At 48.3% G+C, this 19,104-nt stretch carries 16 protein-coding genes and 1 pseudogene; 1 reads left to right on the top strand and 16 read right to left on the bottom strand.

The genetic code is table 11. The annotated features are described in order from the left end of the window. The first annotated feature begins 32 nt into the window (after positions 1 to 32). Positions 33 to 2,192, top strand: a complete 2,160-nt coding sequence (locus tag WFJ73_RS00925; RefSeq protein WP_336771088.1) for a sensor histidine kinase — start codon at positions 33 to 35, stop codon at positions 2,190 to 2,192. On the opposite strand, the gene WFJ73_RS00920 is transcribed toward WFJ73_RS00925, so the two are convergent. The 16 genes and pseudogenes from WFJ73_RS00920 to WFJ73_RS00845 all read right to left on the bottom strand — a co-directional run bounded on the left by WFJ73_RS00920 (position 2,164) and on the right by WFJ73_RS00845 (position 19,058). Beyond that, complete coding sequence (locus WFJ73_RS00920) at positions 2,164 to 2,418, bottom strand: hypothetical protein (protein ID WP_336771087.1); 255 nt, start codon at positions 2,416 to 2,418, stop codon at positions 2,164 to 2,166. The two genes, WFJ73_RS00925 and WFJ73_RS00920, sit on opposite strands and share 29 nt — an antisense overlap. 177 nt (positions 2,419 to 2,595) lie before the next feature. Next, positions 2,596 to 2,901, bottom strand: coding sequence for a hypothetical protein (locus WFJ73_RS00915; protein ID WP_336771086.1), 306 nt, complete (start codon positions 2,899 to 2,901; stop codon positions 2,596 to 2,598). Positions 2,902 to 3,021: 120 nt separating this feature from the next. Next, positions 3,022 to 3,801 (bottom strand): hypothetical protein, encoded by a 780-nt coding sequence (locus tag WFJ73_RS00910; RefSeq protein ID WP_336771085.1) that lies wholly within the window; start codon positions 3,799 to 3,801, stop codon positions 3,022 to 3,024. Between the two features lie 56 nt (positions 3,802 to 3,857). After that, entirely contained in the window at positions 3,858 to 4,340 is a 483-nt protein-coding gene (locus WFJ73_RS00905) for an anti-sigma factor family protein (protein ID WP_336771083.1), read from the bottom strand. 2 nt (positions 4,341 to 4,342) lie between these two features. Beyond that, entirely contained in the window at positions 4,343 to 4,876 is a 534-nt protein-coding gene (locus tag WFJ73_RS00900; protein WP_336771082.1) for an RNA polymerase sigma factor, read from the bottom strand. Between the two features lie 41 nt (positions 4,877 to 4,917). Continuing rightward, positions 4,918 to 6,168 (bottom strand): VTT domain-containing protein, encoded by a 1,251-nt coding sequence (locus WFJ73_RS00895; RefSeq protein WP_336772103.1) that lies wholly within the window; start codon positions 6,166 to 6,168, stop codon positions 4,918 to 4,920. Positions 6,169 to 6,276: 108 nt separating this feature from the next. After that, complete coding sequence (locus tag WFJ73_RS00890; RefSeq protein ID WP_336771081.1) at positions 6,277 to 9,369, bottom strand: efflux RND transporter permease subunit; 3,093 nt, start codon at positions 9,367 to 9,369, stop codon at positions 6,277 to 6,279. Between the two features lie 506 nt (positions 9,370 to 9,875). Next, positions 9,876 to 10,487 carry a DedA family protein gene (locus WFJ73_RS00885; protein ID WP_336771080.1) on the bottom strand — a complete coding sequence of 204 codons (612 nt, stop codon included), beginning with the start codon at positions 10,485 to 10,487 and terminating at the stop codon, positions 9,876 to 9,878. 38 nt (positions 10,488 to 10,525) lie between these two features. Further along, on the bottom strand, positions 10,526 to 11,362 hold the full coding sequence (locus WFJ73_RS00880; RefSeq protein ID WP_336771079.1) for an undecaprenyl-diphosphate phosphatase: 837 nt from the start codon (positions 11,360 to 11,362) through the stop codon (positions 10,526 to 10,528). A gap of 152 nt (positions 11,363 to 11,514) precedes the next feature. Next, entirely contained in the window at positions 11,515 to 12,204 is a 690-nt protein-coding gene (locus tag WFJ73_RS00875) for a response regulator transcription factor (protein WP_336771078.1), read from the bottom strand. Then, positions 12,201 to 13,676, bottom strand: a complete 1,476-nt coding sequence (locus WFJ73_RS00870; RefSeq protein WP_336771077.1) for a sensor histidine kinase — start codon at positions 13,674 to 13,676, stop codon at positions 12,201 to 12,203. The genes WFJ73_RS00875 and WFJ73_RS00870 overlap by 4 nt, the downstream gene beginning before the upstream one ends. Positions 13,677 to 13,779: 103 nt before the next feature. Next, entirely contained in the window at positions 13,780 to 14,406 is a 627-nt protein-coding gene (locus WFJ73_RS00865; RefSeq protein WP_336771076.1) for an HAD family hydrolase, read from the bottom strand. Between the two features lie 77 nt (positions 14,407 to 14,483). Further along, positions 14,484 to 15,434 (bottom strand): LacI family DNA-binding transcriptional regulator, encoded by a 951-nt coding sequence (locus WFJ73_RS00860; RefSeq protein WP_336771075.1) that lies wholly within the window; start codon positions 15,432 to 15,434, stop codon positions 14,484 to 14,486. Positions 15,435 to 15,562: 128 nt separating this feature from the next. Further along, positions 15,563 to 16,279: a 3-ketoacyl-ACP reductase gene (locus WFJ73_RS00855; RefSeq protein ID WP_336771074.1), complete on the bottom strand. Its 717-nt coding sequence runs from the start codon at positions 16,277 to 16,279 to the stop codon at positions 15,563 to 15,565. A 79-nt stretch (positions 16,280 to 16,358) separates the two neighbouring features. Next, positions 16,359 to 17,457 (bottom strand): annotated as a pseudogene (hmpA, locus tag WFJ73_RS00850) (NO-inducible flavohemoprotein). 476 nt (positions 17,458 to 17,933) lie between these two features. Further along, positions 17,934 to 19,058 carry a HupE/UreJ family protein gene (locus WFJ73_RS00845; protein WP_336771073.1) on the bottom strand — a complete coding sequence of 375 codons (1,125 nt, stop codon included), beginning with the start codon at positions 19,056 to 19,058 and terminating at the stop codon, positions 17,934 to 17,936. Positions 19,059 to 19,104 lie beyond the last annotated feature (46 nt).

Below are 19,104 nucleotides of genomic sequence, written 5' to 3'. Positions count from 1 at the left end.
TGGTTATTGGCCTAAGCGGGCCTTTAACCTTATTGAATCAAGGCAGCCGCTACCTTCACCGTGATTATTTCCATACGCAAGAGTTCCGAGCGCAACTGGATCAATTCGCTGCCACGTTGAACTTATTCGAGCTTAATTCGATTTCGAAGCAGGAAGCCAAATCCGCCATCACGGTGGAAAGAGAAGACATCGGGGATTACCGCAATCAGCTTGGTCCTCTTACCGAACAGCTTAATGCAATCCGGGACGAATACGAACCCCTCATTCAAGACGCGCTTGCCGTCGACAACAACACGGCCGCCGATTATTACAAAGCGGAAAGAGAACGCAAGACAGCCGATCTTATGAAGTTGTTCCAGGATGACGACCGGGTCACCGCTCTCGTAAGAGAAAACAAGGAGCAGCGTATAGACAGCTACTACAGGCTACGGGAAGCCTACCGTTCGGAAATCAACCATTTCCATGACCAGTTCGACTATTACTTATGGAATTCGTCTTCAGGTGTTGTCCATTCCAGCCTAAACGCTCAAAATGAACAGGCTGCGCGGAATGAACTATATTCCGATGGTCATGTATATGTAACGGACTATACCGTAGATATTACAAATTCGCTGCATGACTTGATCGGAGCACATGAGCTGCTGGATTCCTCCCTCCTGCCATATCAGGGCTGGATCGCGGTTCCGAGAAACAGTCCCCAGCAGGAATTGGCCAAGCAATATCGATGGGAGCAGTTCTCCCTGTTCGCCTATGTCCTGGTTGGCGGTATTTTGCTTATTGTAGGCGCAGCCCGATTGAAACGCGTTTTGTCTATCCGTGTTGAGACAGGCACTGGGTCTAACATCTATAACAAGCTGCCAATAGATATAAGGAGCGCATTGTTCATCGGAACCTCCGCGCTTGTTGCAGGTGTACTTGTGAATTCGGCGGGCTATTATCCTTCCCTGTTTCAATCGCCGTTGCTCTATTCCGGCAAGCTGCTTATTGCATTCGTAGTTGCGGCGATTGGCCTGGCCTTGACCATTCAGCAGGGGAAGCTTCTAGCTAACGGAATGCGGAGCTGGAACGAGGTGAAAACTGAGTGGGCGCGCTCCCTATTGAATCGAGCATTTACTCGTGCAAAAGCTGGCGTCGCCCAAATAACGACACAAGTAAAGAACTCCTTCCTATACAAAAGCACCGGAGTAAGGCTCTTCTTATTCGCTTTTATATTTGCCGGAATGGGTTTTGCCGGAGGATGGGCGGCTGTCGCTTACTTCTACTACAGCGATTCTTTCTACTTCCTGCTGGCTCTAATTATGGCGGTTGCTGGAGTTGCCGCGTTTATGCTGTCCATCAGACAGCTCGGATATTTGAACCGGCTTGCCCTCGCTGCAGATGAGCTGGCAGCCGGCCGGATGCCGGAGGCGGTTCCCCCATCGGGAAGCGGCGTGCTTGCTTCATTGGCAGACAATATTAACGCTCTCAGACAAGGCGTCCGCATCATGCAAAACGAACAAGCTAAGAGCGAGAGGCTGAAGACGGAACTCATTACCAATGTTAGTCATGATCTGCGGACTCCCCTCACCTCTATTATTACATATGCGGGACTGCTTAAGTCCGGGGATGCATCTACGGAAGAACGGACGGCTTACGCCGAGATTATTGACCAGAAATCGAAGCGGTTAAAGACGATGATAGACGATCTGTTCGAAGTATCGACCATGACTAGCGGCAATGCGAATCTGCTGCTGGAGCAAACGGATCTGGTTCAGCTTATGCAGCAGGCGCTGGCAGAATATAAAGAAGGAATGGACAGCTCAGATATTCAGTTCCGCTTCTCTCTGCCGACGGAACCGGTCTATGTCTCGGCAGACGGGCAAAAGCTGTGGCGGGTATTCGATAACCTGATCGGGAATATGCTGAAGTATTCTCTTGCCCATACGCGTGCCTATATCTCGGTGCAGCTGACTGACCATCAAGAGGTTGCGATTATTTTCAAGAACGTATCGAAGTTCGAAATCAACGATAACGCAGACGAACTCTTCGAGCGCTTCAAACGAGGAGATACTTCACGCCATACGGAAGGATCCGGCCTTGGGCTGGCGATCGCGAAATCGATTATCGACCTTCACGGGGGCCGCCTAACGCTCGAGACCGATGGTGATTTATTTAAAGCTACGGTTATGTTAAAGGTTGAGTTTTATTCTTAAATCCATTACCTTGCCATAACAAGGACATACGGATGCTGGTGCGGCGGATCTTATCCCTTCGCGTTTCGTCGGAATCCGTAAAAAAGCAAGCATCGACGGCAACGCTGAGCAAGGCCTCTTTCGCTGCTTGGGAAGCATAGGGCTCTTGCTGGATAAGATAATGGCAAATCTGGTAGCAATAGCTCTCATACCGCCGCAAGATACCGATTTTTACTTTCCGGTCCATAGAGAAATGTTCTCCCTTCTCCTCCTGTGCAATCTAAGCTATAGGATAAGAAAAACTATTTAATAAAACCTGAGGAAAAACCTTAAGTTTTTCTTAAGAAGATGCTGGAAGAAAAAAAGCTCCCCCATAAAGGAACAGGTTGACTGCCTGATTGTCCTAGAGGGGAGCTTCTTTTTGTTAATCGCTGCTTCCTCCTCCGCCTCCCGAATCGGATCCCGAGGAGGAATCGCTTGAAGAAGGGCTGCTTCCATGATCATTATGGTGATGATGATGATCATGATGCTGGCCGTGATGGTGATGGCGGTGGTTATGATCATCCGAATGGTTGTTTACGATTGGAGAATGCAAATTCGGATCCGCCGAGGAATGTCCCGATCTATATCTCCCATTGGACCGCTTCCCTCTTGAATTGGAGGTTCCCATCACGTTCGATATGATGATGAAGGCAGCCGCTACAATAACGATGACAACCACAATGGACAAAATAAAATCCCTCCTCATACAACATCCATATTTTACCTAAAATTTGTTCGCAAGATCAATCCTTTTTTTTCGCAAAAATAAGGCAGCCAGTCATAGTGACCGACTGCCGCCGTGTTAGGATTAAGCTTTTCTTTTACGCATTCCCGCAATCCATAACGTACTGATACCAATCGAGAACATTGCGGCCGCCAAAAAGAGGAGCCAGCCGATAATAGGAATATTGGAAAAGGCGGCTAACAAAGCTGCCCCGGTCAACACCTTGAGCCAATCCGGCCGCGGCTCCGACCATTTGATTCTATCGCCAATCCTATAGCTTATCACGGTTAAGCCCAAAGCCACAGCGATTATAGCCGCAATCAGCACAAGGATCAACACCGGTATGCCAACAACCGTAACAAGCAGCAGCAGGCTAAGGGCTGCTATCGCTATGCCGCTAAGAAATCCTGCAGAGAGAAGGCGTCCCAACGGAACAGATTGGAACCGCTCCGTGAAGGAAGCCATCTTTTTCTTCCCCAGAAGCCTAATTAGTACCGGAACTAGAACAAGGAGCAAGCTTCCCGCAAGCTGCACCACCCATAGGCCGGCAACAATGCCGCTTCCAAGCAGCAGACTGTTTTGCGTGGCATTGTCGAGAGATATGTCGTATAAATCATCGCCTAATACAGCTCCCGGATCCTGATTTACTTCCCCGCCGATCACCACAACAACGCCATCAATCTTGGCAGTGCTGCCGATATGCAGGCTGCCGTTGATGACAACGACTACCCCTTTCACGTGACCAAGCACATCCGCATCCCCGCCAACTACATATACATCGTCTACCGTCTGCTCCCCGGGCACGGTTGTATTCTGATGCTCGAATATACTACTTGCCGAAGCAACCCCCGGTACCAAGATCATAAGGAGTAAAAGGAATCCTATCACATAGATCGATTTTCGCAAGACATTCAGACCTTTCAGCTTACTGTTGTATGAAGCAGCCGTCTTAACGAGTAGACAGAAACGGCAAGGATAGATAAGGATAGGAGGATCGTCATTCCCGACAAGACGGGTATGCTAAGGATATAATGCGATGCCGCGTACATCAGAGTGATCATAAACTTGGAAAATCCGTGCACTAGCTTCATGATGACCGTGCCTGCCAACGCATATAAGATAACGAATGGAATCAGTATGCAGAGGAAAATAAGCAAGCCCGCATATTTCTCCGCAGCTGATGTCCTTATCCTTAAAGAACGCATAACCTGCGATTCCAAATTGTCTGGTGCTTCAACCGTGCTGAAGGAAAGGACAAAATGATCTTTGAGCTGAAGGAAATCCTCCAAGAGCTCCTGGCAGGTCTCGCAGGTTTCTAAATGGGCTTCAACCTCCTTCCTCTCTGCCTGGCTTAATTCCCCGTCAAGGTAGGCTGAAAGCTGCTCTTTCATATGCCGTTCCACATTTAATCCTCCCTTCGTAATTCATTTCGTAAATTTATTCTCGCAGCAAATAGCCGCGATTTAACGGTTCCAAGCGGAACCTCCAATATGGCTGCAATCTCTTCATAGGAGTACCCCTGCACCTCATGCAGCAGAAGAACCTCGCGATGATCCGCGCTAATTCTGCCGAGCCCGTCCGCAAGGGATACTTTCTCCAAGGTATCCGGCAAATGAGGATCGGCAATATCTTCATTGTGACCTTCCTTCAGCTCTTGTTCAAGAGCCTTTGCACGCTTCTTCAATCTGTCCTTGCATAGATTGGAAGTAATCCGGAGGATCCAGGATGAGAAGGCATAAGCGGTATCTAATGAGGATAAGGAATAAAATGCTTTAATAAACGCTTCCTGCGCTGCATCCTCGGCGTCCATCCGATCCCCCAGCATCCCGAGGGCGTGCCTGTAAACATGCCCTTTATACCGCTTCACAAGCGCTGCGTACGCCTCTTGATCACCGGATTTAGCTTGAAGAATGATAGATTTAAGTTCCTCGCTCGCCACTCGCGCATTCAACTCCTACCGAAACAAACCTGACCCATAACTTAAGCTATACTTACTCTGCTTCGCTGCAGTTTCCGCCTCACTTCCAGCATTAGAACGTTTAGACTTACCCAAACCCCGCCAAATACATAACCTGCGGCTACATCGCTTGGATATTGCAGGTTGAAATAGATGAGGCTGATTCCTAACAAGAAGCATAAAAGCGCCGCGGCTGCAATCAGGACAAAATGAATGACTTCCTCGCTGTAATGCCGCAAAATCAGAAACACGCAGAACCCCAATACGGTAACCGCCGTAAAGGTATCCTCGCTGGGAAAGGTGTTCATGATGGGAATACCGGAAGAGACCGGACCTATCCGATGAAAGACCATGCGAAGCCCTTCATTTAGAACGACACCTCCAGCTATCGTCCAGCACATAAATAATATTTCCAGGAGCTTGTTATCCCCTTTGAATCGAATAACGATCAGGGTAAGGGCAATCACCGGGGCATAAAGATATATGCTGCCTATCTGCAGGAAGTCTTCCATCAGATCATGCCAGCCGGAGCCGATTATCATCAAGACCAAGTAATAAGTCACTTCATCAAACTTCCCGAATTCCTGCGCAACATAATCTTGAATCATTCCGAACATAAGCGAGAGCAATAATACGAATGCGGTAAAGGAAGCGAGCACCAAATATTTCGCTTTTCCCAATGACCGTACCTGGCGTACACCTCCGCCGACCATGTCCAGCAGGAACGAGATGATACGGTACTTGTACTTTTTCAAGAGATTGTATAACAAAAACAGCAGACCCGAAGCAATCGCAAAGATAATCAAATAACGGTTCACCGTGGAGTGGTACGCTTCCCATTTAGGCCCTAACACTTTTCCGAGCGAGATAAATAAGCTGACCCAAAAGACAGCCCCGGAATAAGCATAAATCGCATACCGCCGAAACGGCATTCGGGTTACTCCGCAGAAGTAACCCGTAATATGCCTGACCCCCGGTATGAAATAGGCGATAAACAACAACTTATCGCCATATTTCTCAAACCAGACCGTTAAGCGCTCCATTTGCTCCTCACCCATATGGAACCGGTGCCCGTATTTCGCAATAAACGGTTTGCCTAACCAATAACCGATCCAGTAGGAAAGCGTTATTCCGGTTGTAACACCGGCTGATGCGGTCAGAATGCTAAGAAGCCAGCTCAATTTCTTCTCAAATACGAGCATTCCCGCATAGCTCATCATAATCTCACCAGGAAGAGGCAAGGCCAGCATTTCAAGGCATAATGAGAGAAATATAATTCCGTAACCATACTGTTCAAGCCATGCTGCGATATCGATGGTGCATACCCCCTTGCTTCTTCCATTATTGTGAACCGGATATCGGCTGTTCATCCTGATGAAGGATTAGGATTTTCGTACAGCTCTGCCCTGCATCCACTCGTAAATAATCGGAATCATGAAGAAGCTGTTTAATGTGGAGGTAATCATGCCTCCAATAACGACAATGCCAAGCACCTGAGAAATAACCGTATCCGAGCTATGCGAGAGCGCCAGAGGAATCAAGGTCAAGATCGTGGTGCCGGCCGTCATAAAGATTGGACGAACCCTGGACAAGCTGCCCTGAATAACCGCGTCGCGAAGCTCCATTCCTTCTTTTCGGTTCCGCTCGATCTTATCGATAAGCACAATACCGTTCGTAACGACAATCCCCGTGAGCATCAACACGCCGATAAATGCCGCGAGGTTCCACTGTCCATGAATTGCGTACAAAGAGATGACGATGCCGGACAAAGCAAGCGGAATGCTTAGCAATACGGCAATCGGCGCCTTCCAGCCTTTGAATACCATGCTTGTAATAAGCAGCACAAGCAAGATGGAAACGGCAACCGCAATAACAATCTCGATAATCATCTGCGTGACCTGCTGTGTAATTCCGCCAAGCGAATAGCTTACTCCTTCCGGAAGCTGCAGATTCTTTAAGGTGTTATCCACGTCTTTGGATACCTTGCTCATATTGCTCGAAGTAATCTGAGCCTGAACGACAGACACCGGCTCGCCATCCCGCTCCTGAATGGAAGATAAAGCATCGCTTTTTTGCATGGTTACAAAGGAATCGAGCCGGTAAGCTTTCCCGCCGCTGCCTTTAACAGTCTCTGCCGCTAAGGAGGCAAGTACCTGTTCCGGCGAATACACCGGCACGGATTGGCCGGTCGCTGCTCCCTCTTTGACCGAATCGATATACACATCCACCGGAATCGTACCTGTTCCCGTTGATGTCGAGATATCAAAGTCCTTTGCTTTGGAGGTATATCTAAGCAGCAGCTTATTGACCTCATCCGGATCGATTCCGGCAGCAAGCGCCTTTTCTTTATCTATCGAGAGTTCGTATTTCGGATTACCGTTCGTTAGGTCCGTCTGGCCGGTCACGCTAAGTCCCGGAATTTGAACCAGCTTCGCGCGTACTTGCCCGGCTGTTTTTTCTAGCGTCAGCTGGTCCGCGCCGGTTAACATGATCTTGATCGTTGAGTCATCGCCGGCAATATTCTGATTAGTGACCGTGATCGCCCCTTGGCCCGACACCTTATTCAAATCCGACTGCAAAGAAGGAATAAATGCCTTAACGCTCTTCTTGTCTTTCAGTTGAATGGAAAGATTGGCTACGTTTGGCTGCTGGATAAATCCGCCGCCCTGGTCAAATACATCGTCTGCCGTAGGCGTAAAACTGGAGCCGAAAGTAGCGGTATAGGAAGCAATGCCGGCATTATGTTGAAGTTCGTTCTCGACGACTTTGACTTCTTTATCGACTTCCGACAAAGGGGTGCCCTTCGGAAGCTCCACCTTGACGGCTACCTGCCCGCTTGCGGTGCTTGGAAGCAGGCTGAATGGAAGCTGCGATCCAAAGATTGCCGCTGCCGCAAACAGGACGAGCGAGATGCTTACCACGGCTTTTTTGCGCTTTAGTGCCGACAGAAGCAATGGCTTCATAAGCGGCTCCAGCGTTACCGCTTCCGCCTTCGGGTTGCTCCAACCCATCATCGCAAAGGTTGGGATGACAATCATCGCGACAAGGAACGATACGGTTAGGGCAATAACTACCGACCAGGCAAAACCGGAATAGGTAGCCCCGATAATGCCGCCTACCAAAGCTATAGGAACATATACGGCTATCGTTGTTGCGGTTGATGCGAAAATCGCCGGCAGCATCTCAACAACCGCAGCGGAAAGGACGCCAAGAACCGGCTTGTCTTTGTTCTCTTGAATTCTCCGGTACATATTATCCAGAATGACAATGGCATCATCCACAATCCGGCCCATCGCAACGATAAGTCCGGACACCGTTAAAATGTTCAGCGTAATGCCCATTGCTTTCAATACGGCCGTTGTTGCGAGCAGGGAGATTGGCAGCGTAACGGCAATCAACAAGGTAGAACGCACATTCCGGAAGAAGAATAAGACGCAAAGCATGGAGAACACGCAGCCTAGTAATCCTTCCCGGACAAGTCCCAACAGAGAACTGTTCAGATCATGTGCGCGGTCGGTGAGCAATTCCATCTTGACGTCCCCGCTCTGAACAACCGGGATCTGATTCACGCGATGCTTGACCTGCTTCGCCACATCATTGATGGTTGCAGTTGGCGTTTTAATGACATTGAGCATAACATTGGCTTTCCCGTTCGTGCGGGAAACGGTTTTTACATCCGTCAAAGACGGATATACGGCAGCAATTGTGGATAAAGGAACGCTGTTTCCGTCTTTATTTTTAATCGTAAGCTTGCTTAACTGATCTTCCGTCAGATCCCAGCCTTCAACCTTGATCGGGAACGACGCTTTGATATTCGCGATATTTCCTTGCAGACTTGGAACATCTGCCGTAATGGATTTATTGAAATCGTCGAGAGTCAGATTATTCGCCACAAGATCCTTCATGCGGAGCACAACGACATAACCTTTGTTTGCCCCCCCTACGGTCTGGACGTCGGAAACACCGGGAACGGATTTTAATTGGTTAACGATATCGGTCTGGGTAGCGGATTGCAATGTTAAATCATCGATTTTGCTGCTGTTTGACGTAAGGCTGTAACTCAAGATCGGAAAAGTACTGGACGTCAGCCTGGTTACAGCGGGTTTGTTTACGCCGTCAGGCAGCGCCGCATCGTTTAACGCTTGCTTGATGGCGTTCTCGGCTTTGCCCATATCGTAGTCCATGGGATAATAAATATTCATTAATACCCCGCCGTCATACGAGGTTGTCTCCAAGTTCGTTATTCCGTTCGTCTTGCGGATCGCATCCTCAAGCGGCGCCGTAATGTCCCGCTTGATTTGGTCTGCTTGATAAGAAGACGCGCGCAGGGACACCATTAAGGTTGTGTTATTGATGCCGGGAAGATAATCCCTCTGCATTTGCAGCGCCGATACGGCCCCCCACGCCAAGATTAATACAACGCTAATTAAAATAATGGCTGATCTTTGCATAACAGCTTCTATAAGTCGCTTCATTATGAACTCCCCTCTCCTGTCTATATAGGGAAAGACTCCGGTATGGGCGGAATTGTTCATTCGCGAAAAAATATTTTCGCTTCCAATATCCGGGTTATTCAGTGGCTAATAAAAACGGCTGCCGTCATACGTGATGCCCGGCAGCCGTTGTGATTTTTCTATCGATTTCCGTTACGCCTAACTACTCCCCCAATCATTAACATCAGGAAAATAAAAAGGATAAACGCATACTCCCTAATACGAATATGAATGTTACCTATACGAGTTGGACTTGCTTGACCTGGATCCGGACGGGGTACCGTAAAATCCATTTGATCTTCTTGGGACTCCTTGAAATGCCGGAATCGTATTTCCGCCCTATAGTCACCTGTTTTTAATCTGGGAGCATTCCGGATTTCAATGCCCTGTTCCTTTTCAGGACCAAGAGTAACCCGTTCCAAAGTGACGGCATGGCCAACGCGTTTATACCCGTATTCATCCTGACTGCTGTTATAAGCAGCGGCCGGTCATAACCGAAGCCGCTTCTTAAGGAATAACCAATACACCAGCCCTCCCGCAACCAGAAGCGCAATCGCATAGCTGACCGGATGCATGTATTTCTCCAGTAAATCGATATTAGCTCCACCTTTGTATCCGGCATATGCCAAGGCCAGATTCCATGGAATACAGCCTAAGAAGGTGAACAACAGGAACTTGGAAAACTTCATCTGAGCTATACCGGCCGGAAGCGAAATAAAAGTGCGGATAAAAGGAAGATTTCTCGCAAAAAACACACTGCTTGCTCCATATCGGTCGAACCACCGCTCGGCTTGAATAAGATGCGAATTTTTAAAGAAAACATATTTACCGTACTTATCCAGAACTTTTCTTCCGCCAAGCGCTCCGACATAATAAGCTATTATTGAGCCCGCCACATTGCCAAGGACGCCCGCAATAACGACTGCCTGCCACGATAGGGTACCGTTTGCCGCAGCCAAGCCTCCGCTAAGCAAAATAACTTCGCTTGGAATCGGTATACAGGCACTCTCCAGCACCATGCCGATAAAGATCCCGTAAATGCCCACCGCATCGATAAGCTGAACCGCTATATTCGATATCCAATCGATAACACTATGCAATTTGCCGCACCTCCCTCCGAGAATATGAAATAGAGCGATTAGTTGCCCGTAACCAGCAGGTATACCAGAAAGACGGCCGCAAGCGCAAAGCGATAATAGGCAAAAGGCGCAAGCTTGAAGCGTTCAAGTAGCTTCAAGAACGTAATAACCGCAATTAGAGCCACCACAAAAGCGACCAGGAAGCCGGTAATAAAAAATACCGCATCCGAAGCTGTTAAGGTGTTGTAGCTTTTTAATAACTCGAACCCGCTGGCGGCTACCATCATCGGAATCGCAATCAGGAACGAGAAGTTTGTTGCCGCTCTATAGCCAACACCGGCTAACAGTCCCCCTGCAATTGTCGCCCCCGAGCGCGAGAAGCCGGGCCAAAGCGCCAGACATTGAAATAATCCGATATAAACAGCCTGCTTATAGGTAATCTGATCCACCCCGGCGGATTGGACAGAAGACTTGCTGCTGCTCTCGCCGAACAGCATAAAGATCCCTCCGAAAACCAAGCCTACAAGCACGGTGTAAGCGGAGAATAAATACGATGTAATAAACGAGTGCAGAACTAGCCCCAATACCATCGCGGGCATGCAGGCAAGAATAATATGAAGAAGATTAAGTCTACCCGGCAGCTTATCCTGCTGATCACCAGTCATCTCCGGCGTTAGTCCCTTTATTCCCAGAAGGTTTAATATTCTCCGCCAATAAATAACGGCAACTGCCAGAATGGCTCCAAGCTGTATAATAATCTCAAAGGTATCCGCTTTGTCGCCGGTAAAGTTCAACAGCTTTCCGGACAAAATCAAATGGCCCGTTGAAGACACCGGAAGAAATTCGGTTAATCCTTCTATGATGCCCTGAACGACGGCTGTAAGAATGTTTTGCATAACGGAATAACTACTCCTCTCGTAAATCATGCCTTAATTAAACTTCTCCTAATGTAAGGCGAAGATCTCAACGAGCCGTGAATATTCGATTAAATTTTTATTAACTATTATGAAGAAAAGAAAAAAGCCTGATCCCCGGATCAGACTTCTTTTTACCCTCTGCAGCGATAGCCGGCCCCCCACACTGTTTCGATATGGACGGGGGAAGCAGAGTCCTTTTCGATTTTTTCGCGAATTTTCCGGATATGCACGGTAACCGTCTGCATATCCCCAAGCGCGTCAACTCCCCAAATCCGTTCAAAGAGATGCTCTTTGCTGAATACTTTATTGGGGTGGCTCGCCAGGAAGTACAGCAGATCAAATTCTTTCGTTGTTAATACGGCTTCCTCGTCATTCACATACACCTTGCGCGTATCCGGATCGATATACAGATCGCGGATTTGAATAATGTTTTTGACATCCTTTTTGCCAACCAGCCGCTCATACCTGGCCAGATGGGCCTTTACTCTTGCAACCAGCTCCGCTGGCTTAAACGGCTTGGTAATGTAATCGTCAGCGCCAAGCCCTAACCCCCGAATAACGTCAATATCGTCATGGAGTGAAGTGACGATAAGAATCGGAATGTCCTGCTTCTCCCTTATTTTCTTGCAAACCTCAAACCCGTTCATCTTGGGCATCATCAGATCCAGAATAACCAGATCATAAAGACCGGACAAGCTCATTTCCAGACCCGCTTCCCCATCCGCGGCTACCTGCACTTCAAATCCGTTAATCTCCAGATAATCCCGCTGAAGCTCCGCAATCGACGTATCGTCTTCAATAAGCAAAACCGATTTTATCATTTCCGTCCTCCTTCCCTTGAATGAATAGGCAAACTCAAGCTGATGGTTGTACCGGCAGTCCACTTGCTGGCCGCCGTTATCTCTCCGTTATGGCTCTCCATAATTTGCTTAGCAATGGCAAGCCCTAGCCCGCTGCCGCCCGTCTTATTGCTCCGCGATTCGTCGACGCGATAGAAGCGTTCGAATATGTGTTCCAGATCCTTGTCCTTCATCCCGATCCCGTTATCCGAAATCTTCATGACTGCCTGATTCCCCTCTAGATAGGCCTTCATCCGAATAACCGCCAATGGTTTGTCCATATACCTGACGCTATTGGAGATAATATTGTTCAGCACGCGTTTGAATTGATCCCTGTCCATGCGTACGAAATATCCGGCGGGCACATCAATATCCGGCTCGAACGCAATTGATTTTTTCTCAAGCTCGAATTGAAGCTCCTCCGACAAATCGTTTAGAAAAGGCAAGAGCTCTACCGCTTCAAACTGGAATGGCTGACGGTTAAGATCAAGCTTGGAGTACAAAAAGAGTTCGTTGATCAGATGCTCCAGCTCCGCCGCCTTCGCATCGATGGTTTTCATGTACCTGGCGCTTTTCTCGGGCGTGTCCGCCACACCCTCCATTACCCCGTCAATATAACCCCGGATGGCGGTAAGCGGCGTTCTCAGATCATGCGATATGCTTGCGATCAACTCTTTGCGGTTCACCTCGTATTGCGCTTGGATCTGAATAGACTCCTGCATGCGCGAACGCATATCCTCAAATGCCATGCTTAATTGGCCAATCTCGTCTTTGCCCTCAACCTGAAGCTTGAAGTCCAGGTTTCCGTTCTTCATCTCCCGCGCGGCTGTCCGCAAGGTCTGCAGGCGGCGAATAATGTTTTTGGACATATAAGTCGTCAGCAGGACATGAGTAATAATCAGAATCAGCAAGGAACATACGAATAAAGTAGGAAAATACTTGCGGATGAAGTAGGTAAGCGGATCTTCCTTCGATATAATAAACAGGCTTACCGGTTCGTCCTTAAACATGACGTCAAACTGCAAAAATACATAATTCGTATTTCCTTCTTTTTTCTCCGTATAACCGTTTGAAGAATTCGAACGTGCATATTCCGGCAAATCAACTGCCAGACGAGGGCTTTGCGCCATATTTTCCGAGCGGTAATAGATGGCATCGCTTCTTCTAACGATGATACCGGAATCGTTCTTCTCCAAATCGGCGGACATATCATTTAAATACGTCGAGTCCAGCAATAAATCGGGATGCCGAACCGAGGTGCGTTTGATTTCTTTGACCGCATGCTCGACGGCTTCGTGACCAAACCTGTTTTCCGTCGTTTCATATACGCCCTTTAGATTCTTCACATCCCCCTGGTAGAAGATAACCAGTAGTAGACTGATAACCAGGATCGAGAAAAGCGGTATGACCAGCATGGCCGCATAAGATAATAGCAATTTAAAACGTATGGACATGCAAGGTAAATCTCCTTAGGAAGACAAAATAAGGTGCAGCTTGCGTTAAGGGTTGCTTCTCTATTATTGGCAATGGGATTGGAAAGGTCAATCTCCCTTGCCATTAAGTACGATTCATAAGAGCCAGTATATCTTTCGGATGTTCGAATTTATACTTCGCGGGAATAAGGTCGGGCTGCCTGCATCCCCATAACGCTAATCCAAAATCTACTCCGGCATCTCTGGCGCATTCGTAGTCGTATACGGTGTCGCCGATATAAATGGTTGAGTCCGCCCGTGCGCCAGAGATTTCAAGAAAGGTAAGCAAGGGCTCCGGATGAGGCTTATGCCGATTCGTATCATCCGCGCATAAAGCAAAGGGCAGATCGCGAACAAGACCAAAGGGGACAAAGTCATCCAGATACTCTTGACTCGTCTTCGAGGTAACCACTCCTTTTAGAACCGGATACTCCCTAAGTTCAGCAAGCAGCTCCCCAATTCCGTCAAATACATGAATCGTATGCTGGCAATCCCTCATGAGGTCATTCCAGCGTTTATTCGCATGCTCCACGTCTCCAATTCCGAGTTTACGCAACGATACAGTCCCGGGAATCCCCAGCGCAAATGCGAGATCCTCCAGACCCATCTCCCGGTTATAGCACGCTTTCAGCATCTTCTGCAAAGATCCTAACACTGCTTGCTCCGTATTGATTAAAGTGCCGTCAATGTCAAAAATAAGGGCCGTATACATAACTATCTTCCTCCTACAGCTTTAGAATTAATCTCTTGTCTGTAGGCTAAAGTATGAAATCCTTTTCAGGTCAATAGCTAAATCGATTGCCTTAAAACGATGCGATACGGGATCTCGATCTTATCCCTGGATTTTTCAACGATGAGATCAAAGGCTTGCTCTCCGACCTTCACCAATTGATGATCAACCGTAGATAAGCCTAATCCGATTCCGACCGGCTGATTTTCTTGGCCGATGATCGCCAAATCTTCCGGCACCTCCAGCTGGATGCTCCTTGCATACTGGAAAATCCCTGTTGCAACCTCATCGCCGTTCGCGTAGATAGCCGTTGGTCTCAGCTTGGCATGAAGCAGCTGCTTGGCCGCTCTTACCCCATCCTCCATGCTGTAGCAATCGCTAATATGATAGGCAGGCGAAAGCTCGCCAAAAATATGCTCATACGCTTTGAAAGTCAGTCGGGTACTATTGCTCTCTTCACCTCTTGCCGTCGTAAACGCGACACGGGTATGACCCTTCTCCTTTAATAATCGGAAGGCGTCTACGAAAGAGGCATACCGGTCCATGTAGGCGCAGCCGATCTCCGGATGATCCGTATATTCGCAAGCTACAATGGCCCCGTATTTGAAATACGGGACGATGGCGTCCCATGCATTCGAGCGAGACGTAAGGATAATCCCATCCAGCTGTTTATTTTTCAGCCTGTCCAAGGAACGGAGCTCTTTAGCCGGATCGTATTTGGTAGGCAGCACCATAACGGAATAATCGTGTTCCACCGAGCGGTTAAGGACGCCGTGAAGCAGCTGATCAAAAGCCTGATTGTTGTTGTAGGGCATGATGACACCGATGGTTCTTGTTTCTTGGCGGATTAAATCAACGGCTAGGCGGTTTGGCGTGTAATCCAATTCGTCGATCACGCGCTGAACAGCCGCCCGCTTCTCCTCCGATACATACGGATTATGATTTAGCACCCTGGATACCGTTGATACCGATACGCCTGCCCGCTTTGCAATATCGTTAATATTTGCCATGGTCACCTCTCCGCCTACGAATGAGTTATAAATAATATCGAATATATAACACTATTCCGTATGCAACAAGCAAAAGACTGACGATATACCGGCAGTCTTTTGCTTGCTTCTTATTTCGTATTACGCCCTTATGGGTTGGTTGACCAGAGTCCCGCTTGCTTCAATACGACACGGCGGTGCAGCTTCAGCTGCGCGACAATCAAATCCGCCAAGTCTTCAGGCTGCATAACCTTGTCAGGGTTGCCGTCGGTTAGCTTTAGCTCCACAGCCATATCCGTTGCAACCGTGCTTGGGGTCAAGGTGATTACCCGAATATTATTCTTGCGAACCTCAAGCATTAAGGATTCGCTGAGACCGATAACGGCAGCCTTCGAAGCCGTATAGGCGCTTGTGAGAGGCGCTCCTCTCTGTCCGGCCGTGGACGCAATGTTTACGATATCGCCCGTATTGCGTTCAATCATCTCAGGCAATACCGCGCGTGTCGTGTAATACACGCCTTTGACGTTAACATCAATGATGTTTGTCCACTCTTCCGGCGTCAGATCCATGAAACCGCCGAATTTGCTTATGCCGGCATTGTTAATCAGAATGTCGATGGCACCTAGCTCGGCACGAATGCTCTCGACCGCTGCGGAAATCGAGGCCAGATCGGCCACGTCAGCTGATGCAAGGGCTACCTTCACCCCGTACTGCTTAAGCTCCTCCGCTACTTTATGTAAGTTCTCAAGCGTTCGTCCAACAAGGCCGACATGAATGCCCTCTTGCGCGAACGCAATGGCTACCGCGCGTCCGATACCACGCCCTGCTCCTGTAATTAACGCTACTTTCCCTGCTACGGATTGCATATCTGTTCTCTCTCCTTTAGTTTGTAGTCAAGTTTAGTTTGATACAATATTCAAGAACAATCAAGACCATTCTAACCTATTATTCGCTCAGAATGGCTAGAGGGCTAAAGGATTCATAATGAATATGCGCCTGCTCTACTCCCCATTGGATCAAAATATGATTAATCGCCTCCATGAACGGAATCGATCCGCAGAAGTAAAACTCGGCTTTTTTGGATGGAACAATGGATTGCAACCAGTCTAAGTCAATACGTCCTTCCCTATCGAAATTTCCGGTTTGCCGGTCATTCTCGGTAGGCGAGGAATAGCAGACATACGATTTAAGATTAGAGTAGCGGCTGCTTAATTGACTCAGATGCTCTTTGAAAGCATGGGAACTGCTATTGGCGGCTGCATGAATAAACCAAACCTCGCGGTTAGCTTGCTCTTGCACGACCGAATTCAACATGCTGAGCACCGGCGTAATGCCTATTCCACCGCTTATAAGAACGATCGGCAGCTCGGAATCCCTTAGAATAAAATCGCCTGCCGGTGCGGAAAACGGCAAAGCTTCGCCTACCTGAACATGCTCATGCAAATAGTTGGAGACAATTCCGTCAGGCTCATGATGAGGCGCATCCTCGCGTTTTACCGTTATCCGGTAGTAATCATGGCCCGGGGCATCAGATAGACTATAGTGGCGGATATGGGTGAACTCTTCTCCCGGAACGTCTGCTTTAATCGTTAAATATTGCCCTGCTTTATAACGGGCAACCGGTTGACCGTTTTCAGGCCTTAAGTAGAATGAGGTAATATCCTCGGTTCTCCTTCTTCTCTACAATAAAGCTGCGGTAATCCGCCCATCCACCGGGTTGATGCTCCGCCTCTTTATATAGTTCTTGTTCCAGGCTAATAAATTGATTTGCAATGAATTGATAAGCGCGGCCCCAAGCACCAATAATTTCGTCGGTCGCGGCATCGCCTAGCACGTCCTTCACCGCTATTAGCAGCGTCTCGCCTACAATCGGATACTGCTCCGGTTTAATGCCGATTGCTCGATGCTTCTCCGCTATGCGGCGAATAACAGCCGACAGCGAGCCCAGATCGGTAATATGCTCTCCTGCAGCGTAGACGACATAACCAAGCGCCTCCTGCTGAAGCCCTAATTGCTGATTGGTCTGATTAAAAACATTGTACAATTCCGGAACCCGCGAAAAGAGCAGTTCCTAAAAACGTCTGCCGATTTGAGCACTATGCTGCTTTAGGACGGGGGCGGTCGATTTTAAGGTTTCTACCGTTTTTGCGTCAAGCATTTCGTTAACCACTCCTTCTTGTTTGGTTTGAATGGTAAAAGTATTGCCTCCCTGAGGATCATTAAACTCTGCATGGACGAACAGCCGAAAAAAACAAATCAGCGTAACTATTAAATAGTTACCCCGAAGTTTTTCGTGACTGGTCATTGGATTATAGACGGAATCATATTTTTCCTTCGGTAAACGCTTAGTTCCAAAACCTTGTCCCGTAAGCTGCTGATCGAATGGCGTTTAGCGCAGCTGCGGAGATATAACTGGTATCAGTGAATACAAATTCAACCATCTATATCAAGAATTAAAAATGCCGCATGATTGCGGCATTTTTTAATGAATCGGCGAGGCGATCTTGCAGACTCCTCTATCTAGCCTTCAATAATCCTTGTCACAAACCAATAAAGTCCAATTACCCCGACAAACGAAGAGGCTGCGTAATTGGCGTACTTGTATGCTTTGTAGCGGCCGATCCAAATAAGCAGCGGAAGCAATACAGCGAGAACGGCCAATTGTCCGATTTCGACGCCAACGTTAAACGAGAACAACGTCAGCAGGAAACGGTCGCTCATCGCGCCGCGCAGCACCTCGGCGAAGCCAAAGCCATGGATAAGGCCAAAGCCCATGGCAATCATCCAACGGCGCTGAACTTTTTTGAGCCATATATTCTCGACTGCCACATACGCGATGCTTAAAGCAATGGCAGGCTCGACAAACGCAGGAGGCAAATTGACGATATCGAGGGCGGAAAGCGCGATCGTCAAGCTGTGTCCGACCGTAAACGCCGTCAATACCTTCACGTAATCCCGTTTGCGCTGCTTGGCGATAACAAGCGCGGCAATAAAGAGCAGATGGTCAATACCGCTCAAGATATGCTCGACGCCAATCCGCAAATATTCCCACATCGACATGAGCCAGTTCGGCACCTCAACCGTCGTTTTGGAAGCCTCCGCAGCCGAAGCTCCAAGCTGCCCGGTCACCGTATGGTTGCCGCTATTAAACACAATATCCTTGGATGATCCCGCTTCGCGGAACGTCGCAAAGTTCTGGTGGGCTGGATCGGTATCAAAGAAAAAGTTGTAATCGATGCTATAATCCCAAGCTCCGTCTGGAAGCGCATAGATAAGCTTCACATACAAACATAAGCCATTATTTCTTTCTTTTGCCGCAATATCGCCGATCGTTGGCTCCACGAGTTGACCGCCTGCCTTGACGGCAAGAGAATCTGCAATCAGCGGACGCAGTTCCTCCTCCGTCCAAGTCACTTCGCCTTCAGCGGGAGTTCTCGACTTCCCGGGATCAATGACAAACACGCCGCCGGAGTGCATATCCATCCATTGGGACACTTCCGTAATATCCAAATACAAATCGTATTCCAGCTGTCCGCTGCTTACGCTGATGTCCGAATAGCCATACGTGTTCATATGCGCGTACGCATGCGGAACGATAGCCAGCAGGAACAGACAGACGGCCAATAACGCAGTCGCCTTTTTCATGAGATTGGAAACCTCCTTGGTATGTAAAACCCGAGCGGGCGCATGG

Origin of the sequence: Paenibacillus sp. MMO-58 (genome assembly GCF_037146255.1) — a bacterium.
Classification (GTDB): domain Bacteria; phylum Bacillota; class Bacilli; order Paenibacillales; family Paenibacillaceae; genus Pristimantibacillus.
The sequence above is the reverse complement of the archived record's forward strand: the minus strand, read 5'-3'. Positions and strand labels throughout refer to the sequence as shown.